21 protein-coding genes are annotated in these 25,043 nt (G+C 61.9%); 10 read left to right on the plus strand and 11 right to left on the minus strand.

Translation table 11 applies throughout. The annotated features are described in order from the left end of the window. Positions 1-17: 17 nt before the first annotated feature. The 5 genes from ACEN8U_RS05560 to ACEN8U_RS05580 all read left to right on the plus strand — a co-directional run bounded on the left by ACEN8U_RS05560 (position 18) and on the right by ACEN8U_RS05580 (position 4,920). Positions 18-998: a carbohydrate ABC transporter permease gene (locus ACEN8U_RS05560; RefSeq protein WP_413657443.1), complete on the plus strand. Its 981-nt coding sequence runs from the start codon at positions 18-20 to the stop codon at positions 996-998. A 9-nt stretch (positions 999-1,007) separates the two neighbouring features. Further along, positions 1,008-1,859, plus strand: a complete 852-nt coding sequence (locus ACEN8U_RS05565) for a carbohydrate ABC transporter permease (protein WP_310108318.1) — start codon at positions 1,008-1,010, stop codon at positions 1,857-1,859. A gap of 233 nt (positions 1,860-2,092) precedes the next feature. After that, the gene (locus ACEN8U_RS05570; RefSeq protein ID WP_014972140.1) at positions 2,093-3,328 is read left to right on the plus strand and encodes a Crp/Fnr family transcriptional regulator; all 1,236 of its coding nucleotides are present in this window, start codon (positions 2,093-2,095) and stop codon (positions 3,326-3,328) included. Between the two features lie 81 nt (positions 3,329-3,409). Next, on the plus strand, positions 3,410-4,174 hold the full coding sequence (locus ACEN8U_RS05575; protein ID WP_310108316.1) for a flagellar motor protein: 765 nt from the start codon (positions 3,410-3,412) through the stop codon (positions 4,172-4,174). A gap of 44 nt (positions 4,175-4,218) precedes the next feature. After that, positions 4,219-4,920, plus strand: a complete 702-nt coding sequence (locus ACEN8U_RS05580; protein WP_310108314.1) for an OmpA family protein — start codon at positions 4,219-4,221, stop codon at positions 4,918-4,920. A gap of 17 nt (positions 4,921-4,937) precedes the next feature. On the opposite strand, the gene ACEN8U_RS05585 is transcribed toward ACEN8U_RS05580, so the two are convergent. Further along, complete coding sequence (locus ACEN8U_RS05585) at positions 4,938-6,611, minus strand: FAD-dependent oxidoreductase (RefSeq protein WP_310108312.1); 1,674 nt, start codon at positions 6,609-6,611, stop codon at positions 4,938-4,940. A 266-nt stretch (positions 6,612-6,877) separates the two neighbouring features. Between ACEN8U_RS05585 and ACEN8U_RS05590 the strand changes: the two genes are divergently transcribed. After that, positions 6,878-8,428, plus strand: coding sequence for a methyl-accepting chemotaxis protein (locus ACEN8U_RS05590; RefSeq protein ID WP_310108310.1), 1,551 nt, complete (start codon positions 6,878-6,880; stop codon positions 8,426-8,428). A gap of 105 nt (positions 8,429-8,533) precedes the next feature. Here the strand turns inward: ACEN8U_RS05590 and ACEN8U_RS05595 are convergent, their stop codons facing one another. The 7 genes from ACEN8U_RS05595 to ACEN8U_RS05625 form a co-directional block, all read right to left on the minus strand. After that, a complete protein-coding gene (locus ACEN8U_RS05595; RefSeq protein ID WP_310108308.1) occupies positions 8,534-9,121 on the minus strand; it encodes a diguanylate cyclase in 588 nt (195 codons plus the stop codon). Between the two features lie 53 nt (positions 9,122-9,174). After that, positions 9,175-9,759 (minus strand): glutathione binding-like protein, encoded by a 585-nt coding sequence (locus tag ACEN8U_RS05600; RefSeq protein WP_310108306.1) that lies wholly within the window; start codon positions 9,757-9,759, stop codon positions 9,175-9,177. Positions 9,760-9,831: 72 nt separating this feature from the next. Next, complete coding sequence (locus ACEN8U_RS05605) at positions 9,832-11,475, minus strand: GMC family oxidoreductase (RefSeq protein ID WP_310108305.1); 1,644 nt, start codon at positions 11,473-11,475, stop codon at positions 9,832-9,834. Beyond that, entirely contained in the window at positions 11,465-12,130 is a 666-nt protein-coding gene (locus tag ACEN8U_RS05610; RefSeq protein WP_310108304.1) for a gluconate 2-dehydrogenase subunit 3 family protein, read from the minus strand. The genes ACEN8U_RS05605 and ACEN8U_RS05610 overlap by 11 nt, the downstream gene beginning before the upstream one ends. After that, positions 12,127-13,101: a hypothetical protein gene (locus tag ACEN8U_RS05615; RefSeq protein WP_310108303.1), complete on the minus strand. Its 975-nt coding sequence runs from the start codon at positions 13,099-13,101 to the stop codon at positions 12,127-12,129. The genes ACEN8U_RS05610 and ACEN8U_RS05615 overlap by 4 nt, the downstream gene beginning before the upstream one ends. Before the next feature lie 26 nt (positions 13,102-13,127). Next, positions 13,128-14,252: an enolase C-terminal domain-like protein gene (locus tag ACEN8U_RS05620; RefSeq protein WP_310108302.1), complete on the minus strand. Its 1,125-nt coding sequence runs from the start codon at positions 14,250-14,252 to the stop codon at positions 13,128-13,130. Positions 14,253-14,263: 11 nt separating this feature from the next. Beyond that, positions 14,264-16,099: a thiamine pyrophosphate-requiring protein gene (locus ACEN8U_RS05625; protein WP_310108301.1), complete on the minus strand. Its 1,836-nt coding sequence runs from the start codon at positions 16,097-16,099 to the stop codon at positions 14,264-14,266. A gap of 164 nt (positions 16,100-16,263) precedes the next feature. On the opposite strand from ACEN8U_RS05625, the gene ACEN8U_RS05630 reads away from it, so the two are divergent. The 4 genes from ACEN8U_RS05630 (at position 16,264) to ACEN8U_RS05645 (ending at position 20,439) form a co-directional block, all read left to right on the plus strand. Then, entirely contained in the window at positions 16,264-17,262 is a 999-nt protein-coding gene (locus ACEN8U_RS05630; RefSeq protein ID WP_310108300.1) for an SDR family oxidoreductase, read from the plus strand. Between the two features lie 96 nt (positions 17,263-17,358). Then, positions 17,359-18,015 (plus strand): DsbA family oxidoreductase, encoded by a 657-nt coding sequence (locus ACEN8U_RS05635; protein WP_310108298.1) that lies wholly within the window; start codon positions 17,359-17,361, stop codon positions 18,013-18,015. A gap of 78 nt (positions 18,016-18,093) precedes the next feature. Then, on the plus strand, positions 18,094-20,010 hold the full coding sequence (locus ACEN8U_RS05640) for an SMP-30/gluconolactonase/LRE family protein (RefSeq protein WP_310108296.1): 1,917 nt from the start codon (positions 18,094-18,096) through the stop codon (positions 20,008-20,010). 96 nt (positions 20,011-20,106) lie between these two features. Then, entirely contained in the window at positions 20,107-20,439 is a 333-nt protein-coding gene (locus tag ACEN8U_RS05645; RefSeq protein ID WP_013590589.1) for a DUF2322 family protein, read from the plus strand. Between the two features lie 59 nt (positions 20,440-20,498). Here ACEN8U_RS05645 and ACEN8U_RS05650 read toward each other — a convergent pair whose 3' ends face one another. The 3 genes from ACEN8U_RS05650 to ACEN8U_RS05660 form a co-directional block, all read right to left on the minus strand. Beyond that, the gene (locus ACEN8U_RS05650) at positions 20,499-22,022 is read right to left on the minus strand and encodes a PepSY domain-containing protein (protein WP_310108295.1); all 1,524 of its coding nucleotides are present in this window, start codon (positions 22,020-22,022) and stop codon (positions 20,499-20,501) included. A gap of 54 nt (positions 22,023-22,076) precedes the next feature. Next, positions 22,077-24,401 carry a TonB-dependent receptor gene (locus ACEN8U_RS05655; protein ID WP_310108293.1) on the minus strand — a complete coding sequence of 775 codons (2,325 nt, stop codon included), beginning with the start codon at positions 24,399-24,401 and terminating at the stop codon, positions 22,077-22,079. Positions 24,402-24,518: 117 nt separating this feature from the next. After that, positions 24,519-24,920 carry a DUF2946 domain-containing protein gene (locus tag ACEN8U_RS05660; protein ID WP_310108291.1) on the minus strand — a complete coding sequence of 134 codons (402 nt, stop codon included), beginning with the start codon at positions 24,918-24,920 and terminating at the stop codon, positions 24,519-24,521. Positions 24,921-25,043: the final 123 nt, after the last annotated feature.

Below are 25,043 nucleotides of genomic sequence, written 5' to 3' on the forward strand. Positions count from 1 at the left end.
TCCGCTGGAGGATTATCTTGGAGCATTCCGTTACCCGTCACACTGTGGGCGGATCCGTTGAACCAGGCGGTACGGGCTTGCCCGCCTTGGGCGGCGCGGCGGGTGTACAGGCGCCCAAGGCGCGCGCGCGTGGGCGCCGTCCTTCGCCCACGGCGCGGCGCCAACGGCGTGCCGCGTTTCTGTTTCTCGCACCGGCCTGCGTGATGGTGGCCGTTTATGTGATCTGGCCGATCCTCTCGACAATACGCCTGAGCTTCTTCAACTGGGACGGCATGACGGAGCCGACGTTCGCCTGCCTCGCCAATTACGTCGAGCTCTTCAATGCGCAGACCTTCTATACGGCGTTGAAGAACAACCTGATCTGGCTGCTGCTGTTTCTACTCGCGCCACCGATGGGACTCGCCGTCGCGCTGTACCTGAACCAGGCGGTGGCCGGCATTCGCATCGTCAAATCGCTTTTCTTTGCACCGTTCGTATTGTCGGGCGTAGTCGTCGGGCTGATCTTCTCGTGGTTCTACGACCCGACCTTCGGCCTCCTCGCGATGATTCTCGGCCACGGCGTGCCGGTACTCGGCGATCCGCGCTATGCGACCTTCGGCATCGTATTCGCCGCACTGTGGCCGCAAACCGCCTATTGCATGATTCTTTATCTGACCGGTCTCACGTCGCTCAATGCGGAGCAGATCGAAGCGGCGCGCATGGAAGGAGCGCGCGGCTGGTCAATGCTGTGGCACGTCATTCTCCCGCAATTGCGGCCGACCACCTTCATGGCAATCGTCGTCACGATTATCGGCGCGTTGCGCAGTTTCGACCTTATCTCCGTGATGACGGGCGGCGGGCCATTCGAAAGCTCGACGGTACTCGCCTATTACATGTACGACCAGGCCATCAAGTACTACCGCATCGGTTATTCGGCGGCAATCGCTGTCGTGCTGTTCGGCATCATGCTGGTGTACATCGTCTATCACTTGCGGCGGATGCTGCGCGCCGAGCAATAAGGAGCGACCATGTTTCCCGTTCCAATCGACAAATGGAAACCGGCCTCGCGCCGCGTCTACAAACTGACCTTGCCGATTGCATTGCTGATCTGGCTTTTGCCGATGATCGCCGTGCTCGTCACCTCCGTGCGCTCCACCGAAGAGCTCAGCGAGGGCAACTACTGGGGCTGGCCGAAGCACTTCGCGCTATTCGACAACTATCGCGAGGCGCTTACCACTTCGCCGATGCTGCATTACTTCTGGAATAGCGTGCTGATTACGGTGCCCGCGGTAGTCGGTTCGATTGCACTCGCGGCAATGGCCGGCTTCGCACTGGCGATCTATCGCTTTCGCGGCAACTCCTCGCTGTTTGCCACCTTCGTCGCGGGCAATTTCGTGCCGGTCCAGGTATTGATGATTCCGGTGCGCGATCTGTCGCTGCAACTCGGGCTGTTCAATACGGTCAGTGCACTTATTCTTTTCCACGTGGCTTTCCAGACGGGCTTTTGTGCTCTGTTCCTGCGCAACTTCATCAAGCAGTTGCCGTTCGAACTGGTAGAAGCAGCGCGAATAGAAGGTGCGAATGAATGGACCGTGTTCTTCAAGATTGTTTTGCCGCTCATTCGCCCCGCGCTCGCTGCACTGGCAATTCTGGTGTTCACATTTGTCTGGAATGACTACTTCTGGGCGTTGTGTCTGACGCAAGGCGACGACGCCGCGCCGATTACCGTCGGTGTCGCTGCGTTGAAGGGACAATGGACGACCGCGTGGAATCTCGTGTCCGCCGGGTCCATCCTCGCGGCGTTGCCTTCGGTGGCGATGTTCTTTGCGATGCAGAAGCACTTCGTCGCAGGCTTGACGTTCGGCGCGACGAAGGGTTGAAGCTGTCGGCGGCTCACACCGTGCGAGTCGCCGCTAACAGAATGGAAAGTCCGCAAGGCGCGCGCTGCCTTGCCGGCACGGATAGCAAACGTTTGCGCCACTGTTGTCACGTTTCCCCTTATTAAAGATTGGGAAGGGCTTGTCGTTATCCAGTGAAATAAGTCAGACCGTCGAACTGACTCGTGCCTGAAGAATGGCACGCGCTGGACCAAAGCTCATCGGGGGTACTCATCGTGAATCAACAACGCTCGCCATGGACGCGCACGGCGGCTCCGGGGGAAGTCATCTACTCGGAAGGCTTCGTGGCCGACGCCGTGATCTACGTCATTGCAGACGGCAAAGTCGAAATCTCCACTCAGTGCGATGAAAAAAAGGTCATTCTCGCCACGCTCGGCAAGGGCGAATTTTTCGGCGAAGCGGCACTGCTGCCGCCCGAGCCGCGAGCGCATACCGCCAAGGCACTGAGCTTCTGTCAATTGACGGCCATCGCAGGCGGAATTGTCGAAGAGGAGCTGGAGCGCGTGTCGCCGCTGCTGCGCCACATCGTGCGCACGATGATACGGCGCGTCAAAAAGAAAGACGACATTCTTGCGACGAATACCCACGCCGATTTTCTGCCTGGCGTGCTGTCGTACGCGCATGTTCTCTCGTTGATGGCAGGCGCCGAGATGAATGACCGGTTCGATGCGCGCGCACGCCGTCCGCAAAACGAAGAAGTCTCGATTCCGCTTGCCGAAGTTCTCAAGAAGTGCAATGCCATTGCAGGTCATTCGCGACCGCACGTCATGGCCATGCTCAAGCGCATGGAAAAGCTCAACCTCGTGTCGATCGAATCCGGGCGCTCCGAGCGGCTCAACAATTCGGCCGGACGCTATTCGGCGAGCGACGGCGCGGCGGGCCGACAGCTCGTGACGTTCGATCCGGTGAAGATCACCGAGCGGGCGCAGCAGGTGGCGAATCACGACCTCGATGTTTCGATCAGCAGCGAACTCGAACTGATCGAGCTCGACGATCTGGAAGCGCTTATCGGCGTCGACAGGAAAGTGATTCTGAACAAGCTTTCGCACGCCGAGATCGCCGAGGACATCTTCGCGTTCCGCAAGACGAAGGTGCTCAATTACGTCGAGGAGAAGGGCCTCAGCTACTTCTCGCGCCGTAATGTGCGCGGCGCGGGCGAGCTGAATTCGCTCGACGACCTCGCCTTTGTCGACCAGCGAACCCTGTTCGAAGCAGTGAGCGCGTTCGATACGTACGACCTCGCGAAGCTTCTCTCGGCGTCGGCGGGACAGCCGATTGACGAACGCCTCCAGTCCGTCATGACCGAAGCACGAAAGAAAGAGGTGTCGTGGGTGATGCGTCGCGAGATCAAGATCGATCCAGTCGAGATCGTCGAGATCGAGCAGCGCTTCATCGACACGGTTCGAGCACTGAAGTCGCCTGCGGCGCACGCGGCGCCGGCCGAGTCCTGATGCCTGTCGCGCCCGGCGTACATGACTGAGCGCGACATTTAACTGTAATTCGCAGGCTCGTGCAGCCGCTCGCGAGGACGTATGGATCTTTTGACGGTATTTGGCGTAGTGTTCGGCGTGGCGGCGATCGTCGCAGGCTTCTCACTCGAAGGCGGCAATTTCACGTCGCTATTTCAGCTGGAGGCATTTGTCATTGTCCTTGGCGGGACCTTAGGGGCAGTGATGATCCAGAACACCTGGGCGCGGTTTTTCGACGGCGTGAAACTGCTGCGCTTCGCGTTTGTCAAGGCGCGGCAAGTGGATCGCGAGAGCCTGTCGGTGCTGCTCGAATGGGGCGATCAGGCGAAACTGAACGGTCTGCTCGCGTTCGAGTCGATGGAGGCCAACGGCATCAGCCCGTTTGCAAAGCGAGGGCTCGAGCTGCTTGCAAACGGCGTATCCACGGCAGTACTGGAAGATGCGTTGCAGCGGGAAGTCGACGCGTATGAGCGCAATTACCTGGCGGCGGCGCGCATCTGGCAACAGGCGGGCGGTTACGCGCCGACCTTCGGCATTCTCGGTGCGGTGCTGGGTCTCATTCAGGTGACGGGACACATGCTTGAGCCGTCGCAATTGGGGCAGGGCATTGCGGTCGCTTTCGTCGCAACGCTATATGGCCTCGCGTTGGCGAACCTCGTGTTTCTTCCGCTATTCGGCAAGATTCGCGCGCAGGTGGACAGCGAATTGCGTTTCAGGCGTTTGTACCTGGACGGTTTGCTCGCCATCTCTCGCAAGGAATCGCCGCACACCATTGAAACGCGTTTGGCGGGCGACGTGCGCGAACGTTCCGCCGAATTGCTCGGCTAGCCGCATCGACGAAAGTCGGGCATGACTGATAGCGGACTCCGTGTATGAGCACAACTACTGGAAGCAAGCGTCTTTCAACGGACAAGACCGGTCACCACGGCCACGATGGCGCTCACGACGGCGGCGAGCAGTCGGACCGCTGGCTGATTTCGTACGCCGATCTGATTACGACGCTAATGGTGCTGTTTCTGGCGCTGTATGTCTTGCAGCTCGCGAAAAACAGCGAGCTGCAGATAAAGACGCTGCAGCATCATCCGGTGAAAGAGGCTGTCGACGTACAGCCGCCTGCAACCACGGGCAATGCAAACGAAGCCGCAAAAAAACAGCTTCTGTCATTGCTCGCGCCCTTGCAGGACAATCGCCAGATTACGATTTCCCACACGCCGCAAGGGGTGGAAATAGCGATCAACGCGAAAGTGCTGTTCAATTCCGGCGATGCGCGTCTTTTGCCGGAATCGTTCGCGGTGCTGGGTCAGATCGCCACCGTACTGCGCGACCGTGCGAGAAATAACATTCTCGTGGAAGGCCATGCCGACAGTCTGCCGATAGCGACCGCCAAGTACGAATCCAATTGGGAGCTCTCGTCCGCGCGCGCGGGGGCCGTGGTGCGCTTTTTCGCCGACAGGGGCATCGAGGCGCATCGCATGGCGGCAATCGGCCGGGCCGACAATTTCCCGCTGATCATCGGCAACGATGCGGCGGCGAACGCCGCCAATCGCCGCGTGACGATACTTGTCGAATACTGAGTGCGAAGCGCCTGGTTTCAGGCGTCGAGCGCAAGGTACTGGTGTAGCGACTGAATCGCGGCCGCGCCTTCCCCCACGGCGGCGGCCACTCGCTTCACGGAGCCGCTACGCACGTCGCCTACTGCGAAAACGCCCGGCCGGCTCGTTTCGAGAAAGTGCGCCGGGCGCTCGGAGGGCCACTTGTGCGCGACATCCGGGCCGGTCAGCACGAAGCCGTTCCTGTCCAGTTCGACACAGTCACCAAGCCAGCCGGTGTTAGGCTGCGCGCCGAGGAACAGAAACACATGCCGGATCGGCTTTTCTTCAATTCGCCCTTGCTGATTCCATTGAATCGACTCGAGGTGCGCTTCGCCAATTAGCGCGACGATCTGCGTTCGTACATGAACGGAAATATTCGGCGCCGCCTCGATGCGTCGGATCAAATAGTTCGACATGCTCGCGGCGAGCCCCTCGCCACGAATCACGATGTGCACATGGCGCGCAAATCCGGACAGAAATACCGCCGCCTGTCCCGCCGAATTGCCGCCGCCCACAATGACGAGTTCTTCGTTGCCGCAAAACGCGGCTTCCATATACGTTGCGCTGTAATAGACGCCGCGGCCCTGGAAATGTTCGAGACGCGCGAGATCCGGCTTGCGATAACGCGCGCCGGTCGCGATCACGACCGCGCGACCATAAACATGCTCGTCGTGGCTCAGGCGGATGTGAAACGGCTGGCCTTTATCGCATTCGATACCCAGCGCCTCGATCGGCACGCCGACTTCCGCGCCGAATTTCCGGCATTGCGAAAGGCCGCGTCCCGCGAGCGCCTGACCGGAAATGCCCGTGGGAAATCCAAAGTAGTTTTCGATTTTAGAACTCGTGCCGGCCTGGCCGCCGGGCGCCTTCGTGTCGAGCACCGCGACCCGCAGTCCCTCGGATGCCGCGTACACCGCCGCAGCGAGCCCCGCCGGGCCCGCGCCGACCACCACCACGTCGAACCGTTCGCCGTTCAACCGGTCGGGACTCAGACCGATTGCGTCCGCAACGGCACGATTAGTCGGACGCTTGAGCACGACACCTTGCAATGTGACGAGTACCGGCAGATCTTCTTCGGTGGCGCCGTAGCGTTCGAGGAGTAGTTTCGCCTCCTCATGGTCGGCGATATCGAAGTACGCCGACGGTTGTGCATTACGGCTCAAGAAATGCCGCAATACCAGAGTCGGAAAAGAAGCAGAGCTGCCGATCACGACCACGCCGCCGTTCTGGTCCTGAATATAGGCGACCCGGCGCAGAATGTACGCGCGCATGATCGTCTCGCTCAGCTCCGCTTCGGCGATCACGAGCGCGCGCAGCGATTCCTCGTCGATCACAATGACTTCGCAATCGCTCGTTGCGCGCGCGGACGCCACCGCGCCGCGCCCTGCAAGCGTACCGACTTCTCCGGTGAAACTGCCTGCGCCGTGAGCGCCGAGAAAATGCAGGTTCTCGCCGCTGCCGCGCGTCGCCTCGATGGTGCCTGAAACGATGGCGTACATCGGAACGTGTCGATCGCCTTCGGTGAACAGGACGTCGCCGGCACTGAGCTTGCGGCGCTCGCCATATCGCTCGAGTACTGCAAACTGCGCATCGTTCAGCTTTGGAAAGATCTGGTGGTGACGGCTGCCGCCTGCCAGCAGATCTTCACGCTTGCCAGAAGTTTTATCGCTCATGAGAGGCCCGATTGGATGGACGCATGATGCATGCTTGTCGCTACGCCGCCGGATTGGCACGCGAATGCGAACAATCGGCGGCATCGGAATGGCTGCGGACAGCCGTTTTCGCTGTGATTGTGCGCCAGACTTCGTTCCCCAGTAAAGAGTGCGTAAGGCGGGCGACAACCGGCGGGCCACGGCGGTAGCGTGGCACTACTCAAGTTCACGGCTCTTCTGCCGTAAACGATTTGAGAGAAATAGACGACAAAGAGGGTCTCGGAAGCATGCGCGATTTGACAGTTAAAAAGAGCTTACTTGCAGTGCTCGTCGTGTTTGCCGCGATGATCATGTTTGGCGGCGTGGTCGGCGTATTGGCGCTCGGCCGCTCGAATGAGAACGCACAGCGGCTTCAGGAGATCGCCAGTCAGGAGATTCTCGCCAACGACGGCTACAAGGACAGCACCCGCACGCGTGCGGCTCTTACGCGCGCTTATGCGGCGCTCAAGGAGCGCAACGATCTCGCCACGCGCGATTCGGCGCTCGGCAGCGCACAGCGTACGCTCGACCGGGCAGACGCGGAAACGCGCGATTTTGCGTCGGCATCCCGATTCGTGGGACAGGACGATGCACTGAAACAGCAGCTCGTCGATTCGTCCAATGCTCTCGCGGCCACCTTGAAAAAGGCTTTCGACGCGCTCCAGCGCGGCGACACGGACGCCTACGTCGCCATCAACGACCGCGACATTACGCTTGCGGGCCAGGCCTATTCGGCGAACGTCGAAAAATTCCAGAACCTCGCGAGCGCGCTCGCGAAGGATTCAGCGGCGAGGAACGCGCGCGAATACGGGTGGATCGTTGCGATGGTCCTGACGGGTGTCGCGCTGGCTCTCGCATTGATCGTCGCCACACACTTCGCTCTGCGAACCATCGTGATCGGTCCGTTGCAGCAGGCGTCGAAACTACTGGACCGGATTGCCGGCAATGACCTGACCGCCTCCATTCCCGAAGGCAGCAAGAGCGAAATCGGCCAGTTGTTCAGCGCCATGTCGCGGATGCAGTCCGGACTCGCGCACACGGTGTCCAACGTGCGCGTCAACTGCGAGGCGATTCACGGCGGCGCGCGCGAGATCGCCGCGGGCAACCTCGATCTGTCGAGCCGTACCGAGCAACAATCGGCGTCGCTCGAGGAAACCGCGGCCAGCATGGAAGAGCTGACTTCGACAGTCAGGCAGAACGCGGATAACGCCCGCCAGGCGAGCACGCTCGCCGCAAGCGCGGCCGACGTCGCGCAGCGCGGCGGCGACGTCGTGCAGCGCGCGGTGCAGACCATGACGGCCATCACCGCAAGCTCGCACAAGATCGCGGAAATCACCGGCATGATCGACAGCATTGCCTTCCAGACCAATATTCTGGCGCTCAACGCGGCGGTCGAATCCGCGCGCGCGGGCGAGCAGGGCCGCGGCTTTGCCGTTGTTGCCGGTGAGGTGCGCACGCTGGCTCAACGTAGCGCAAGCGCCGCGCAGGAAATCAAGGCACTCATCTCTGCTTCGGTCGACGACGTGCGCAACGGTAACGAACTCGTCACGCAAGCCGGCCAGACGATGAACGAAATCGTGGGCGCCGTGCAGGGCGTTGCGACTATCATGGCGGAGATCACTTCGGCGACGGTCGAGCAAACCGCCGGCATCGAGCAGGTCGGCAAAGCCGTGAGCCAGATGGATCAGGTGACGCAGCAAAACGCTGCGCTCGTCGAGCAGGCCGCCGCTGCAGCGAGCGCATTGGAGCACCAGGCGCAGTCGATGACCGACGCGGTATCCGCGTTCCGTTTGCGATAACGGTGATGCCACCGGCCGCTATCTGTTCTAGGCTTCATATGACGGCAATCTGCTCGCAGTGCCATCGAGATCCTGCAGTTCGACGAGTCCAAAGCCGACCGAGCCTCACGACGAGCCGCGCCCGCGCGCGGCCGCCGATGCGAAACCGCGCCGGCGTGCGCGCAGTCCGCGCCACAGTTCTTCCAGGTAAGGCAGCAGTTCAAAAAGCAGAATCAGAGCGAACAGTGTGACGATATAGGCGAGGGGCAACGGCTCTGTCTTCGCCGTGAGTTCGAATCGCGCGGGTTCGCTGCCGAGTCCGAACAGCGCCGCGAATTGCGGCCAATGCCGGGACACGACGAGCAATATCGCCATTAGCGGCACCAGTTCGAGGAAGCTGTGAACGTGCTGTTCAAGCGGCGTGACCTTACGCCCGCCGACCGCGTAGCTGACGTCCCACAGCGCGGTCGCTTCGTGAATCAGGAACGCGACGATCATCAGCAATATGATGCCCGCGTTGATCTCGAGAAAGATCGCGGCCATGAGAGGCAATCCTACTTCGGCGAACATCAGCAGATGGATGACCGATTCCTTCGCACCGGTGGTGGACTCGATCCGCGTGGCGCGATGGCATAGCCAGTCTGCAAAACCCGCGGCGAGCCACACCGGTAAAACGAAGTACATCAGGAGCGTGAGCGTAGGATCAGTCGACATGGCTTACCCTGCGAACGGCGGACCCAGCACGCAAGCGCCCACCGCCCGCCGTCTCATTCGATCCCTTCATGTTTCAACGCGAGCTGCACCGCGGGCCGCGCGCGCATGCGCTCTTCGAATGCCGCGAGCTGTTGCGGTACCTCTATTTTGACTTTCTTCGCCCACAGAAGCATGGTGAACAGATAGGCGTCCGCCACGCTTGCCGCTGCGCCGAACAGATAGTCGCCCTTGAGCATGGTCGCGATAAGTTGAAAGCGCTGGCCGATTTTCTCTCGCGCGGCATTGGCTTCTGCATCCGAAGTCGGTTTGAAGACACGCCCGAATTGCTTGTGAAGCTCCGTCGAGATGAAGGCCAGCATCTCGATCAGCCGCGTCGCGCCGAGCTCGCCTGACGGCGCGAGCGAAGGCTTGCGTTGCGCGACCCATGACAGGATGGCAACGTTTTCCGTGAGCCGTTGACCATCGTCGAATTCAAGCGTCGGCACATAGCTCTTGGGGTTGATCTCGTCGAAATTCCGGCCGGTCTCGGTCGTCTTTGTCTTCAGGTCCACGCGCACGCGCTCGAATTGCAAATCCGCTTCGTGCATCGCAATGTGATCGGCGAGACTGCACGCGCCAGGCGAGTAATAAAGCTTCATGATGCGGCCCTCCTTGATCGAGCTGTTGGCGATTCATCGAGTGCAGCATGCCGCATGCCTTGCCTGCAACGCTCACAGCTCGCCGCGCGCCGCGAGGGCCGAAATGCGGTCTGCGGTCCGGCAGGCAATGGCTTGAATCGTCAATGAAGGATTGACGCCGCCGACGGTCGGGAAGACAGAGCCGTCGCAAATCCAGAGATTGCGGATATCCCAACTGCGGCAATCCGCGTTGACGACGCTCGTCGCCGGATCGTCGCCCATGCGTGCCGTGCCGTTGAGGTGACACGTATCGTCGGTTTCGCGCCAGATGTCTTTGCCGCCCGCCGCTGCGAGCGCCTCTTCCATGAAGTCGAGCGAATGGGCGATGAGGCGCCTGTCGTTGTCACAGTACGAGTACGTGACGCGCGCAACAGGTAAGCCATACTGATCTTTCTCGTCTGCGAGCGTGACGCGGTTGCGTTCCTGCGGCAGCGTCTCGCCCACTATCTTGAGTCCCGCCTGATGGTTGTATCGCTGCATTTCGTCGGCGAGCGCGGTGCCCCAAAGGCCGCGGCCGTTCTGCGCCGCTGCCCACGCGTTGGGCAGCGGGCCCTGGCTCATATACGCATAGCCGCCGAAGAAATCCTTGTCTTTGTCGGCGTAATTCCAGTGTTCGGTAATGGCGAGCGACGGCGGTCCCTTGTACCAGCGTATCTCGTCGTCCATCGTGCCGTACACGGCCTGGTTCGATTGCACCATCAGATTCTTGCCGACGAGACCCGAGCGGTTCGCGAGACCGTCAGGGAATCGGCTGTTCGCGGACATCAGCAGCAGGCGGGGTGTTTCGATTGCATAGCCGGCTACGACGACGTTCTTCGCGCGCTGGAATTGCCAGCGCCCCTCGCGTAAGTACTCCACGCCGGTGACGAGCCCGGCGTCGTTCATGTCGATGCGTCCAACCATCGCGAGATCCCGCACTTCCGCGCCGGCGCGCACCGCACGCGGAATCCATGTAACGAGCGCGCTTTGCTTCGCGTTGGTCGCGCAACCCGATACGCAAAAGCCGCGATACACGCAGGGATGCGCTTTGCCGCGCGGCGCGGACAAGGTGGCGAGCGGCGTTGCGCTCCAGCCGATGCCGAGCGCCTCGCAGCCGCGTGCGAGCACCATGGCGGCCGCATTCAACTCGTGCGCGCGATACGGATAACGCGGCCGCTTCGGTCCCCACGGGTAGTTGACCGGTCCTGCGATTTTGAGCGCGTCTTCGACCTGTGTGTAGTACTCCCACATTTCTCGCCAGTCGAGCGGCCAGTCCGCGCCGTAGCCTAGCAACGTACGGGATTTGAACCACTCGGGTCTGAAGCGCAAGGAGACCATCGCGAAGTGCACCGTGCTGCCGCCCACGGCTTTGCCGCTGTTGTTGTGGCCGAGCTTGATCGGGTTGTCGCCGTCGCAGATGCGCTCGTCGATCCAGAAAAGCTTTTGCTGATGCGCTTCGTCGGAAGCGAATTCTTCCAGCGGACGCCACCACGCGCCTGCATCGAAAGCGACGACCTTGAAGCCCTTTTCCGCGAGACGGCACGCGAGCGTTCCGCCTCCCGCGCCTGTGCCGACAATCGCGAAGTCGACTTCGTCGTCGTTCGAATATTCTCGCATCGGCACCCAGCCATGCGGTTCGAACACGTCGGGGGCGCGGCCATGCCTGCCGCGCGGTTGATGGAGAGCGTCATCGAACACGGCGGTTTTCCCTGGCGGCTTTTTCTTCGTTGCCGGATTGCGCCTCGACGGGTTCCCACGGATCGCGGCGATTGAAATACATGCGAACGTATCCGCGCGGATTGGCCGGCCCACCAAAGCCTATCTCGCTCCACGCATGCGGATGTGAGTAGTACAGTCCGCAAATGTCGTGCAGCACCCGCTCGGCAAAGAATACTTTCGGCTGCATGCCGCGCCACGCTGCATGCGCGAGATCGCCGCGCTGCATCTCGCCGAGCAACGCGGTTTGCGCGGCTTTTTCGAGGCTCGCGAACGGTAAGTCGTGTCGCTCGCGGCTCTCGGCATCGAGAGCGGCGAGGCCCGTGCGCCACGCATCGCGCATGGGCGGCAACGCGGCGTTCCGGTAACCGTCGCCCTGATTCGTGTACATCCGGTGATCGAGCATCGCGGCGATCGGCACGGCGGGCTCGACATTCGCCTGAGGCACGATGCACGCACAGAGCGACGTCACGGCGAGCCATTCCGCTGCGGTGAAAAAGCGGGGCTCGCGGGGCAGCGCAAGCCGCTCGTCGATCACAACGCGGGTTACTTCGTCCCACGACGGTGTCTCGCGTTTATTTAACACGTCGTAGCCGGGATAACGTGTCGCTCTTTCTGCTGGCCTGCCGGTTTTCATTGCTCGGTCTCCCTCAGTCGCAGCGCGGCGAGCCCCGCGAGCGCGAGCGCCGAAAAACTCGGCGGCGCGGGCAGCGGAGGGCCGGCGAAGAGATTCTGACTCCAGTTGTGCCAGCCGCCCTGGCGCCGTGCGATACCGCGCGCGTGAAAGGCCGCACCGGCTAAGCCGAGCGCCGTCGTGATGCGTAGCCACAGGCGCGTGAACCACCGTTCGCGCGGCGCGGCGAGCGCCGCATGCACGAGTAGCGCCGCTGCCACGGGCGGCACGCTCACGGGCGCATACATCGCGCGATGCTGGAAGGAGCCGCGAAAGTGCAGCAAGGCCGCTTCGCCCACCGTGCCGATAAGCCCGACGGCGATGAGCAGACCCAACGCGCGGCCCGCCGGCATGCCGAGCAATTGCGGCTCGTGCACGGGTTCGTCGCGCAGGCGTTCGGCGACCGCGCCCAGTGCGCCGGACAGCAGCAGCGCAATCGGTGCGCCGAGCGGCGCGGCATGGAACAGGTTGTTCCAGCTCCACCCGCCGGGGCGCTTCATGACGTTGTAGAAGTGAAAACCGGTGCCCGCGATGCCGGCTGCGGCCGCGCTCCGATAGATCGCATGACGCACATGATGGGTCTGCTGCCGGCGGTCGGCGCCGCCGTGCAAACCGGCGATTAACGAAAGGCTCGCGCTGACGAGCGGCGTGTACATCGCCGGGTTATCGAACGCGCCGCGGTAGTGTTCCATCGCGCTATCCGTCAGGACGGAAAACGCGAGCAGCGCTGAACTGTGATTGAAGCGCCGCGCGGCTTCGACGTGCGTTTGAGCGACGGGCGCAGGCTGCGGCAGGACCTCGGTAGAACTGGGCGGCGGGATTCGCGTTGCTCCATGTATGCGCCGATTCGTATTCGCGCTGTTCGCGGCGAGCGCCGTCAACGCGGCCGCCCCCGCCGCCGTGCATAACAATCCGAGTATGCGGTGCGTCCCCATCGATGCATGCTCCTACGTTTTGCCGCCTATTTGACGCGGTACTGTGCCGCGTCCTGATGTCTGAACGCGAGACCACAACCCGGTCTCGACAGGTCCGGTGCAATTGCGCCGTCACGCGCTTGCGGTGCTCCGTCAAACAACATTGCCTCGATGCGCACGTGATCGTGAAACCACTCCAGATGGCGCAGGCGCGGCACAGCGCACGCCACATGCAGATGCAATGCAGGCGCGCAATGCGCCGACAGCGGCACATGAAATGCATCGCATAGCGCGGCGGCCTGCATGAATCCGGTGATGCCGCCGCATCGGCTGACGTCGGCTTGCAGCACGTCCACCGAGCGCGCCGAGAGTAATCGCCGGAAATCGTCGGACGTGTACCCGTATTCGCCCGCGGCGATGTCCATGCCGGGCGGCGCGTGTTCGCGCACGAAGCGCAAGCCGGCTACGTCGTCGGATGAAACCGGCTCTTCGAACCACGCGACATGCTGCTCCTCGAATTGCCGCGCGTAGTACAGCGCTTCACGTGGCGACAAGGCGCCGTTGGCGTCGACAAAGAGGCCTGCATCGCCGATCGCATCGCGCGCGGCTTGCACGCGTGCAAGGTCTTTCGGCGGTTCACTGCCGATCTTCATCTTTACCCAGCGGCAGCCGTCACGTTCAACCCAGCCGGCAAGCTGATCGCGTAGCTGGCGATCCGTATAGGTGGTGAAGCCGCCGCTGCCGTAAAGCGGCACGCTGTCGCGCACAGCGCCCAGCAGTTGCACGAGCGGCACGCCGAGCAGTTTCGCTTTCGCGTCCCACAACGCGCAGTCGATCGCGGAAATGGCGGTGGCCGCGAGTCCCGTACGCCCGAGATTGCGAACCTGGCGCTGCATCCTGTTCCAATGGGCCCGAATGTCGGTGACGTCCTCGCCGGTCACGCACGGCGACAAGGTGTTGGCGATCATTGCAACGATGCTGGAATCGCTATACGTATAGCCGATTCCCGTCTCGCCGCCGGCATCCAGTTCGACAACGACGAGCGTCGTCGCATTCCATTCGAACGTGCCGTCGCCTTCTGGCGCGTCGGTCGGAATGCGATAGGCGCTCGCCCGCAACGCGGTGACGGGTGCGCGCGAGCCGCCTGCCTGTGCGGAGGTCGCTCTGCTCATCGCCGTGCGCCTTACTTGTCGTGATGGCCCGGAAGCACCGCTCCGAGCACCTGTTTTGCGGTCTGCACGATCACGTTGCCTTCGTCAGGATCGCCCTTCAGCAGTGTCGAGGCGAACGCCTTCGCCTGCGCGAGCGTGATATGCGGCGGCAGCGGCGCAATGTTCGGGTCGGCCTTCACTTCGATCACCACGGGGCGATCTGCGGCAAGCGCTGCGTCCCAGGCCGGGCCCATCTGTTCGGCGTCGTCGACGTAAATGCCCTTCAGGCCGATCAGTTCTGCGAACTTGTGATACGGCACGGAAGGAATGTCCTGCGACGCCTCGAACTTCGGGTCGCCCTCCATGACGCGCTGCTCCCACGTTACCTGATTCAGGTCCTGGTTATTCAGTACCATGCAGATCCAGCGCGGATCGGCCCAGCCTTTCCAGTATTTCGACACGGTGATGAGTTCAGCCATGTTGTTCATCTGCATCGCGCCGTCCCCGACCAGTGCGATGACGGGGCGCTCCGGATAAGCGAACTTGCCCGCGATTGCGTAGGGCACCGCGGCACCCATCGACGCGAGACCGCCCGACAGCGAGCACATCATGCCGCGCTTGACCTTGAGATCGCGCGCATACCAGTTTGCACAGGAGCCCGAATCACTCGTCACGATTGCATTCGACGGAATGCGTGGTGACAATTCCCATACCGTGCGTTGTGGATTGACCGCGTCCTTGCCCGGCTCGTGCGCGCGCTTGTCGAGCGTCTTCCACCAGTCAGCGGTCCAGCCTTCGATCGTCTTGCGCCACGCGCGGTCCTGCTTATGTTCGATGAGGGGCAACAGCGCGCGCAGGGTTTCCGTGCTATCGCCGACGAGGTTCACCTCCATCGGATAGCGCAGGCTCAGCATGTCGGCCTTCAGGTCGATCTGCACGCCGCGCGCCGCGCCTTCCTTCGGCAGGAACTCCGAATAGGGGAAGCCGGAGCCGATCATGAGCAGGGTGTCGCATTCGGTCATCAGGTCGTAACTGGGCTTCGTGCCGAGCAGGCCGATCGAGCCGGTAACCCAAGGCAGGTCGTCGGGCAGAACGGCTTTGCCGAGCAGCGCCTTGGCCACGCCTGCGCCCAGTTTTTCGGCGACGGCGATCACTTCGTCGGTGGCATGCAGTGCGCCTGCGCCGACGAGAATGGCGACTTTCTTGCCGGCATTGAGCACGTCGGCGGCCTGCTGTAGATCCTGGGTCTGCGGGACTAGCCGCGGGGCGCGATAACCCACGCCCGAATGCAGCGTGCCGTGCTTGCGTGCCGGCGGCTCATAAGGCAGGTCCTGCAAATCGTTCGGCAGCACGAGCGCGGTCACCTTCCGCTCGGAAAGCGCGGTACGTATCGCGCGATCCACCAGATGGCGCACCTGCGCGGGCACCGAGGCCTGTCCGACAAACGCACCCGCCACATCCTTGAAGAGCGAGACGAGATCGACTTCCTGCTGGTAATGGCCGCCCAGCGCCGCGCGAGCCTGCTGGCCGGTGATCGCGAGTACCGGCATGTGGTCCATGCGAGCGTCGTACAGACCGGTCACGAGGTGCGACGCACCCGGCCCCGATGTCGCGATACACACGCCGAGTTCGCCGGTGAATTTTGCATGGGCGGACGCCATGAAGGCTGCCATTTCTTCATGACGTACCTGAATAAATTCAATGGGTCCCGGTTGATCTGTCATTTTGTGATGCTTTTTTGCTTCGGCCTGGGCACGATTCAGCGCGCCGAACACGCCGTTGATGCCGTCGCCCGGGTAGCCGAATATGCGGCGCACGCCCCACGCTTGCAGCCGCTCGACGATGAAGTCACCGACAGTAGTGGACATGGACAGCTCCTCTGGAGAGATCGTCATACAAGGGTGGTCGCAAACCATGTTCCGCGTTCTTTCATGCAGAAAGAATGATGGCTGCGATGTGAGTGACGCGGGCGCGCTTATTGCTGCGCGCTTGTTTGCAAGAAGAGTCGCACAGGCGGTGCAAAGGATTCGCTATGAATAAAGTGGTCGTCGTGACAGGGGCCGGCGCGGGAGCCGGGCGCGCGAGCGCCGAAGAGTTCGCCCGGCACGGCTGGGACGTCGCGTTGCTTTCGCGCGAACCGGCGCGGCTCGAGCGCGCGGCCGCCGAGCTGCAGCGCAAATATGGCGTGCGAGCGCTGGCCATTCCGACGGATGTCGCCGATGCAGAGCGCGTCGAGGAAGCCGCATCGCGCACGGAGGCGGAGCTCGGGCCTATCGACGTATGGGTCAACGTGGCCATGGCCACCGTGTTCGCGCCGGTCTCGAAGCTCACCGCGCAGGAATTCGAGCGAGGCACGAAGGTGACGTATCTCGGCCAGGTCCACGGCACAATGGCCGCGCTGTCGCGCATGCGCGCGCGCAATCGCGGCACCATCGTCAATGTGGGGTCCGCGCTCGGTTATCGTTCGGTGCCGCTGCAATCCATCTACTGCGGCGCGAAATTTGCGGTTCGCGGCTTCACCGACGCACTGCGCTCCGAGATCATTCACGATCGGCTGAACGTGCATTTGACGATGGTCGATCTTCCCGCACTGAATACGCCGCAGTTCGAGTGGGCGCTCAACAAGACGGGCAAGAGAGCGCAACCTGTCGCGCCGATTTTCCAGCCGGAAGTGGCCGCACGCGCCATCTATTTTGCTGCGACGCATAAGCGTCGCGAGATTTGGGTAGGCTTTCCGACGGTCAAGGCGATTCTTGCCAACTTCATCGCGCCCGGTTTGCTCGACCGATATCTCGCGAAGGCGGGCTACGAAGGCCAGCTCACCGACGAGCCGCTTCCTCCGGACGCGCCGGCCAATCTGTTCGAACCCGTCGCGGGCGATTACAGCGCGCATGGACGCTTTGACAGCGAGGCCAAGTCGGCGAGTCTTGAGATGTGTGCGGTCCGGCACAAGGGCCTTCTATGCGCGTTGGCTGGTATCGGCATCGCTGGCGGCATTGGGCTGCTGATGAGAAAAAGCCGCAGCGCATAAGTTTTGGCCCCAGAGTGAACGGTTCTGGGGACGTGCCAGGTGAGAGTCGCGAGGATCGGTGACAATAGGGCTCTTCACACAGCCTTCAGGAAAACCATGTCGCAACCGCTCACCATCGATTTCGTCTCCGACATTGCATGCCCCTGGTGCGCAATCGGCCTTTCGTCGCTGCAACTCGCGTTGGCGCGCCTGGGCGATGCCGTGGATGCGCAGATCGTCGTGCATCCATTCGAACTGAATCCGCAAATGGGCGCGGAAGGCGAGGTGATTGTCGAGTATCTGGGCAAGAAGTACGGACGCACGCCCGAGCAGATCGAAGAGACCCAGGAAATGATCCGCGAGCGCGGCGCAAGCGTCGGCTTTAACTTCGGACCTCGCACGCATGTCTACAACACGTTCGATGCACACCGTCTGCTGCATTGGGCCGGCCTCGAAGGCAAGCAGTTGCCGCTGAAGCTCGCGTTGCTGCGCGCCTATCATTCGGACGGCCGCGACCCCAGCAATCATGACGTGCTCGTCGAAACGGCGCGGTCTGTCGGGCTCGACGCTGATGCCGCGCGCAAGGTGCTGCAAAGTGGCGACTATGCCGACGAGGTCCGCGCGGAGGAAGAGGAATTCCAGTCGCACGGCATTCAGTCCGTGCCGGCGATCATCTTCAACCGTCGCTATCTGGTGAGCGGCGGGCAACCTGTTGAGACATTCGAACAGGTCATTCAGCAGATTCTCGCCGAAGGCGAACCGGCATCTTCGTAGAAGACAAGCCTGTGCACGCACAGGCGCATGAAGACGTGGACGAAACATAGACGACGCACTGCCGGAGGAATTCCCTTCATGGTTGCAAAACGAATCCATGCCGCGTTGCTGGGCTTCGCGTTGATGGCGTTTGCCTGCGTGTGCCACGCGCAATACACGACCGACTGGCTCGCCAACACCTATGGCACGCTCGCCGGGCACGTGGGTAACGGCGCGCGTTCAATGTGGGTTGCGCCGGAGGGCGTGATTTACACATCTTCGCTTTGGGACGAAAACGAGGGGGGCGTCGCGATCTATCAGAACGGCCAGAGCCTCGGTTCGATCGGCACGCACGCTGATTTCCAGGGCAGTGCGATTACGGGCAATGCGACGTCGATTTTCGTGGCCTTGCAGTACAACAGATCGTTCGGCAGCGGTTCAGTCGGACGCTACAACCGTGCGACGAAAGCGCTCGAATTGCGCATTCCCGTCAGCGTGTGGACCGGCATGCCTCACGCCGATGTCATCACCGGTCTCGCGACGGCGGGCACGTTGCTTTATGTTAGCGACTTCTACGGCAATCGCGTGCGCGTGTATACGACCGACGGCGTGTGGCAGCAGGATATCGCGGTATCCGGTCCCGGCGCGCTCGCGCTCGACAGCGCGGGCAATCTGTGGGTCGCGCGCCAAAGCGCCGGCGTGATCGCGCAGTTCAACGCGGGCGGCGCGGCGTTGAACACGATCCAGATGCCCGCTGCATCGCGGCCTTCTGCGCTCTATTTCGATGCATCCACGGGACGCCTCATGGTCGGCGATGAAGGTCCCGACATGAACATCAAGATCTACAACGTGGCGGGCGCGCCGACGTTGGCTGGTACATTCGGCATTCAGGGCGGATATCTGGACACGACCGCCGGAATCAAAGGTCAGGTCGGCGACAAGCGCTTCACGCGCGTGGCGGGCCTCGGCAAGGACGCTGCGGGCAACCTGTATGTGCTCAACAATCCGTGGGGCGGCGGCTGGGATCTTGGCCGCAATGGTCCGACCGATCTGCACGCTTATGACAGCGCAGGCAATCTGAAATGGAAACTGCAGGCGCTTAACTTCGAAGCGGTCGCTGCGCCGGATCCTTTGACAGACGGTGCGTATTTTTACAGCGGCGCGCACATTTACACAGGCAGTGCGGGCGGCACCTTCGTGGCGAATACTGTCGACCCATTCACGTATCCGTCCGATCCGCGCCTGAACGTGAACGACACTCAGCGTGGCCAGCACTTCGGCCAGCTCGTGGCGGTCGGCGGCAACCGCATTCTCGTCGCCTCGGGCCAGAATCCCGATACCTTCAACTTCTACCATTTCAATGCGGCGAGCGGCTACATTGCGATACCGGACGGCTCGCTGCCGGGCCCCGCGTTCAACACGACGGTGAAAGTGACGGGAGGTTTCTGTATCGATAGCCGCGGCGACGTGTGGGCCGGTCTCGACAGAACCAATCAGATCTACCACTACCCGCTCACGGGCTTCGACGGAAACGGCAAGCCCTTATGGGGTCCCGCGGTCACGACCAAAATTCCGCTCAGTATCCGGCCGCTTACTCGCATCGTCTATCTGCCCGAGAGCGACACGATGATTCTCGGGCAAGGCGTGGCGGGCAGCTGGGACTGGACGGCGATACAGTCGCGCATCGAGGTTTATCACGGCTGGAGCGCGGGCAATACCACGCAGCCGCAACCGGTCATCAATCTGACCAGTGCGAATCCGAAGTCGATTACCGCAGCGGGCAATTATCTGTTCGTCGGCTACGTGCATACGGTGCCGAACATCGACGCGTTCAACCTCACTACCGGCAATCTCGACGCGACGCTCGTCAACAATAGCCCCGGTACGGTAGATGTGGGCAACGACGTCGATTCGATGTACGGGCTGCGAGCGTTCCTGCGCGCAAGCGGCGAGTATGTGATCACCAAAGACAACTACAACGGCTCGAGCATCGTCGTTCATCGCTGGACGCCCTGAGCGGCGTGTGACTGCGCGGAGGAGGGCCATCGGATAAGATACGGCCCTCGCGGCAATTGTCCCGCTTAAAAGTCTCGCCTAAAAGGAGTAGTTTCAGTGATTCAGCCGAGCAATGTATTCAAGGAGAACCTTGCGCAAATGCCCGCGATCGACGGCATTGCACGCATCGATCTGATCGACGCGAACGGCGCAGTTGTCGCAAGCATCGAAAACAAGCCGGGAAAACAGGGCTCGCTTGCGGTGTACAACTATCTGCAGCAAACGTTCGGTACGCTCGACGCGAAAGCGGCCGGGCACGGACTCGCCGTGTTCGGCGAACATACCGCCGATGCGCGCAAGCGGCCCGGTGCACATCCGAATGTCGACCACCTGCTCGCGATTGCCGCGGGGGCGCCGGCATTGCGCATCGACGTGATTGCGGCGGCTTGATCTTCGCATGAGCGCCGCTTGAGCGGAGCTTGACGCGCGTGCGCGCGGGCTCTCACGCTTCACTGCGCAGCGCGCTCGTGTTCGCGTTGCCGGCGCGCGGCACGGCCGAATATCGCACGGTCGGCGAACCAGACGGCGAGCAGCGTTAGGCCCATCAACGGAAACACGATGCCGAGCATGACGAGGCCGGCTTTCCAGCCGCGCATAGGCGGTGCGGCTCTTTCTCGCGACGGTGCGCCCAGCGAGCGTTGCGGCCTGCGTTTCCACCACATCACGTAGCCGGTCACGGCCATCAACGCGAGACCCAGCGAAATCGCCGCGCAGAGAATCTGGTTCGCTACGCCGAAATAGCGGCCCATATGCAATGAGGTGCCGTACGACACCGCTTTCGATACCGCGCCGTAGTCGGCATAGCGAATGTCCTTCAGGATGGCGCCGCTGTATTGGTCGATATAGACAGTGCGTTCGAGTTGCGGATCGGCTGGAAAATACGACACGGTATAGACGCCCGTCGCCGATGTCGGCAATGCGATGTTATAGCCGCTCGTGACACCGAGCGATGCAGCCTGCGCGACGATGTGTCCGAGCGGCAGCGGCGCGGCCACCTTCGCGTTGGTGTTTGCGTTTGTATCTGCCGAAGCGGGCACTGCCACCTTGCCGACGGCCCAAGGCGTTTGCGGCAGCGGTAAGTCGTCCATCACCATGCCGGGCATCGAATCCGTCTGGGCGGCGTGTGTTTCGTGGCCGGCGAACGTGGCGTTCGTCGCATCGGTCTCAGCGCTTTCCTGGCTACCCGAGCCGGCCGGCAGCACCGAGCGCAATGCGAGGCCGCCCCACGTGCCGGGCGGCGCACCAAGATGGGTGGCGGTCGCGAGCGCCTTGAATTGCTGGCCCCAGGAGCCGGACCATGGAAGACCCGTCAGCACGAACGCGAGCGCGCCGAGTGCAAGCCAGATGCCCATAACCGCGTGAACGTTCTTCCACAGCGGGCGGCCTTTTAACGTAAAACGCGGCACCAGTGCATCTTGCACGCGCGTTGCTCCACGCGGCCACCACAGCGCGACGCCGGTGCCGATCATCACGAACGTCCAGCAGGCTGCCAGCTCCATTAGCAATTCGCCCGGTTTGCCGAGCAACAGCTTTCGGTGAAGCATGCGGTCCACTTGCATGAAACGATAATCGACGCTCAATGTGCCGAGCACTGCTCCGTTATAAGGATTCAGGTACACGCTTTGTTTCTCGCCGTCCGCGAGACGGAAGATGAATTCCGTGCTGCGGTCCGGCGCATTGGATATGGCAGCCGTGACCGCCGTTGCGTTGGAGGGCATTGCTGCGCGCGCCCGCGCGAGTAGCGCGTCTTCCGTCATGCGCGGCGCCGTTTGCGGTTCGACGACGAGAAGCTGCGGATAAAGCAGCGGTTCGATCTGCGGTTGAAAACAGTACAGCGTGCCGGTTATCGCCAATGCGATGAGGAGCGGCATAACGAACAGGCCTGCATAAAAATGCCATCGCCAGAGCGTGCGATAGCCGCTACTGGAATTGGCCGTGCTCAATGCGGCATTGTGTCGAGAGAGGGTGGACATGAATCCTCCTGAAACGGATCGATCGGGTTCTTGCGGCGAAGCTCTGTTTGCCCACTACATGCGCAACTTGGCTTCCACGTAGAAAGTGCGTCCGGGATAGGGGTGATAGACGAAGTAGCGCGCATCGAAAATGTTGTCGACACCAATACCCACTTCGCTCAGCTTTGTCGGCCTGAACGTGAACTTCGCATCTGCCACTGTGTACGAGCTCGTGCCGCCGAATACGTCCGGATTCGTGTCCGCATTCGTGAGTGTGTTGTACTGGCGACCGGAATAGCGCGCGGCCAGTGTGAGCGCCGCCCGCTCGTCAAAGCGGTAAGTCGCCGCGACATTCACGCGCCACAACGGAATGCGATAGAAGTACTTGCCGACGCTCGCCGGATTCTGTGCATTCGCAACGATCTTCGACTGCGTATACGCGACGCTCGCCAGAAGGTCGAGGCCGCGCACGAACACGTCCTCGCCTGCGTAACTCGTTTCCACGCCTCGCGAACGCACCTTGCCGATGTTCTGGAAGTTCGTCACGTTGGGAATGACGGTGGTGTCCGTCTGGCTGAAAATCGTGTTCTTCACGTCGTCCTGGAACAGCGAGAAGCGAAAAATGCCGTTCCAGTGCGCCCATTCGGCGGTCAGCTCTTTCGAAAGATCGTCCTCTGGTTTCAGGTTCGGATTGTTGTTGATGATTGAAGAGCCGTTGATTTGTCCCTGGAACAGCTCGCTGACGGTAGGAAAGCGATACGCGCGGCCAACTGACGCACGTAACGTCAGATCGTCGCTGACGTCGAACGAGAGCGAAGCCTTTGGCGAGAAGTGCTGCTGGCTGGCGTCAGCGAGTGCCACAGTCGTCCCCGGCAACGCTTGCGAACCGTCGTACGCGCGCCAGTCTTCATACCGCACGCCGTATACGAGTTTCCAGCGCGGCAGAAAACGCCATGCGTCCTGCGCGTAGAGCGCCTGAGTCTGCGTTTTGCCAGCGAACGCATTGGCGAACGAGCGGGCGGCGCCGTCACGCCAGTTGTTGGTCGAGTAGCTTTCGTTGTCGAGAAAGTAGTTGTCGTAGTGATAGCCGAAGGCGAGCGTGTGATTGAAAAGACCCGCCTGCGTCGAGGCCGGCGTGTAGGTGCTGCGCAAGTCGAGCGTCTTCCATCCTGTGCCGTCGCCGAAAGTCACGGTGCCTGCGCCATTGCCGGGCGCGCCGGTATTCGCGAGACGCGCGACGCTATTGCCGATGTCGTAATACGAAGCGATGGCCTCGCCATTCCAGCCGGCGGCGTTGCGCGTTTTCAGCGTCACGCCGTAGAGCCAGTTCTCGCTATGGCCGAGGCTCGGCGCGAATGCGGCCGCGGGAATGGTGTACTCGTAGCCGTCAATTGAAACCTTTCCGCTATACACCGGGTTGCCGTTTGCGTCGCGCAGAAAGCTCGACGTTTCGCTGTTATACGTCTGATGCCAATAGCCCAATGTGAAGCCGCCTTGCAGTGTCGGCGTGAAGTCGTACTGCATCTTGAGCTTGAACTGATCCTGCACGGTGTGTTCAATACCTTCGCCGTTCATGCCGAGTATCGCGGTCGGCGTATTTGTCTGGTTGTTGTAGAAGTACGCGCCCGTCACCGGCGTATCGCCGGCTTTTGCGGGCGTGGCCGACCTGGCCAGCGTCGCGAATTGCAGCGGCTGGCTCGTGTTTTCCAGATGATTCACGCCGAGCAGAAACGAGAACTTGCCGATCCGGTTGCCGATCGACGCGCTCGCTTCACTGCCGTTGAAATTCTGATTCACGCCGTAGAGGCTGAAGTGCTGCGTGAATGCTTTGACGTCGGCTTCGGCTTCGAACTTCTTCGGCATGCGCGTCGTGATCAGCACCGTTGCCCCGAGCGAATTGCCCGGATAGAGCGCGGAATACGGTCCATAAATGACGTCGACCTGTTGCACCTCGTCGGGAAAGACCATCGACCAGCGCGGCGGAAAAGAAAAACTGTTGCCAAGCAGATTGCTGAGCAGCAATCCGTCGGCATAGACGAGGCCACGCGCGCTCTGCGTATTGCTGGTGCCGCGCACGGCGATGATCGAGTTCAGATCGCCGATAAAACGCTTGCGCACCGCAAGGTTCGGCATGTACTTGAGCACGTCCTCTGTGTTGACGACGTTCCAGTTCGAGAACTGATCGCGCGTGAGCGTTTCGACCGAGGCAGGCAGATTCGGATCGACGGCGCGTGGTGCGACGCCCTGATTTAGAGCGCTACTGGCGCTGACGCTGACGGCGGGCAGCGTCGTGTCGGCACTCGTCGTGTTCGTCGTGTCGGCTTGAACCGGCGCGGCCGCGAATGCCGTCGCGGCAACGGGCACGAAGGCGGGCAGCCTTCGCAAGGCGAAGAGAGGCATGGGAGTTTCCTTGATGCATGACATGGACGATCGCGCACACGGTCGGCGCCGGCGACACATGCGGCCCGCACGGGCCGAACGTCGCAAACGCGCGCGGGCGATCAGGAACAGCGGCGATCAGGAAACGGCAGGCGGTGCTCTGGGGCGTCCGGAAGGAAACGCGCCGAGCGGTGTGAAGCGGGTGGAGAGCGTGGGCGGTGCGGTGCCGGTCATGATGACGGCAACCGGCGGTTCTGTCGCGGCCACCGTGGGCATCGCGACATGATGCTGCAATAGATGACAGTAGCCGCAAGCGCTGAACGCATCGTCGTGGCCAAGATGCACGGCCGCCGCGTCAGCGTGGCCGGCATGGTCCGACACGCCGGGCTGCACGGCCGGCAGCGCCGAACACAGCGCGGCGATCGGCTCCGGCACGCGGTGCGACGCGAGCACCTGACTCACGACCGGCGCGAACACGACGAGCCACATGGCGATGAGGCCAAGCCAGGCTGTCAGACGGTTGCGAGAACGTGGAGTCATGTGGATGAGTAGGGAAACGCGGGCGATTCTAGCACTGCCCGCTGCATTTTTCTGCGTGATGCCAGGCATATCCACGGATTGACGGCTGAAATCCGCTCATTTCCCGCCGTTACAGCCGGGCCG

The organism is Paraburkholderia phenoliruptrix (assembly GCF_047325075.1).
Classification (GTDB): domain Bacteria; phylum Pseudomonadota; class Gammaproteobacteria; order Burkholderiales; family Burkholderiaceae; genus Paraburkholderia; species Paraburkholderia phenoliruptrix.

Excerpts from the sequence above, each read along its gene's own strand:
- ACEN8U_RS05565 (WP_310108318.1), top strand. The coding sequence starts at position 1,008 with ATGTTTCCCGTTCCAATCGACAAATGGAAACCGGCCTCGCGCCGCGTC.
- ACEN8U_RS05575 (WP_310108316.1), top strand. The coding sequence starts at position 3,410 with ATGGATCTTTTGACGGTATTTGGCGTAGTGTTCGGCGTGGCGGCGATC.
- ACEN8U_RS05580 (WP_310108314.1), top strand. The coding sequence starts at position 4,219 with ATGAGCACAACTACTGGAAGCAAGCGTCTTTCAACGGACAAGACCGGT.
- ACEN8U_RS05585 (WP_310108312.1), bottom strand. The coding sequence starts at position 6,611 with ATGAGCGATAAAACTTCTGGCAAGCGTGAAGATCTGCTGGCAGGCGGC.
- ACEN8U_RS05590 (WP_310108310.1), top strand. The coding sequence starts at position 6,878 with ATGCGCGATTTGACAGTTAAAAAGAGCTTACTTGCAGTGCTCGTCGTG.
- ACEN8U_RS05595 (WP_310108308.1), bottom strand. The coding sequence starts at position 9,121 with ATGTCGACTGATCCTACGCTCACGCTCCTGATGTACTTCGTTTTACCG.
- ACEN8U_RS05600 (WP_310108306.1), bottom strand. The coding sequence starts at position 9,759 with ATGAAGCTTTATTACTCGCCTGGCGCGTGCAGTCTCGCCGATCACATT.
- ACEN8U_RS05610 (WP_310108304.1), bottom strand. The coding sequence starts at position 12,130 with ATGAAAACCGGCAGGCCAGCAGAAAGAGCGACACGTTATCCCGGCTAC.
- ACEN8U_RS05615 (WP_310108303.1), bottom strand. The coding sequence starts at position 13,101 with ATGGGGACGCACCGCATACTCGGATTGTTATGCACGGCGGCGGGGGCG.
- ACEN8U_RS05620 (WP_310108302.1), bottom strand. The coding sequence starts at position 14,252 with ATGAGCAGAGCGACCTCCGCACAGGCAGGCGGCTCGCGCGCACCCGTC.
- ACEN8U_RS05625 (WP_310108301.1), bottom strand. The coding sequence starts at position 16,099 with ATGTCCACTACTGTCGGTGACTTCATCGTCGAGCGGCTGCAAGCGTGG.
- ACEN8U_RS05630 (WP_310108300.1), top strand. The coding sequence starts at position 16,264 with ATGAATAAAGTGGTCGTCGTGACAGGGGCCGGCGCGGGAGCCGGGCGC.
- ACEN8U_RS05635 (WP_310108298.1), top strand. The coding sequence starts at position 17,359 with ATGTCGCAACCGCTCACCATCGATTTCGTCTCCGACATTGCATGCCCC.
- ACEN8U_RS05640 (WP_310108296.1), top strand. The coding sequence starts at position 18,094 with ATGGTTGCAAAACGAATCCATGCCGCGTTGCTGGGCTTCGCGTTGATG.
- ACEN8U_RS05650 (WP_310108295.1), bottom strand. The coding sequence starts at position 22,022 with ATGTCCACCCTCTCTCGACACAATGCCGCATTGAGCACGGCCAATTCC.
- ACEN8U_RS05655 (WP_310108293.1), bottom strand. The coding sequence starts at position 24,401 with ATGCCTCTCTTCGCCTTGCGAAGGCTGCCCGCCTTCGTGCCCGTTGCC.
- ACEN8U_RS05660 (WP_310108291.1), bottom strand. The coding sequence starts at position 24,920 with ATGACTCCACGTTCTCGCAACCGTCTGACAGCCTGGCTTGGCCTCATC.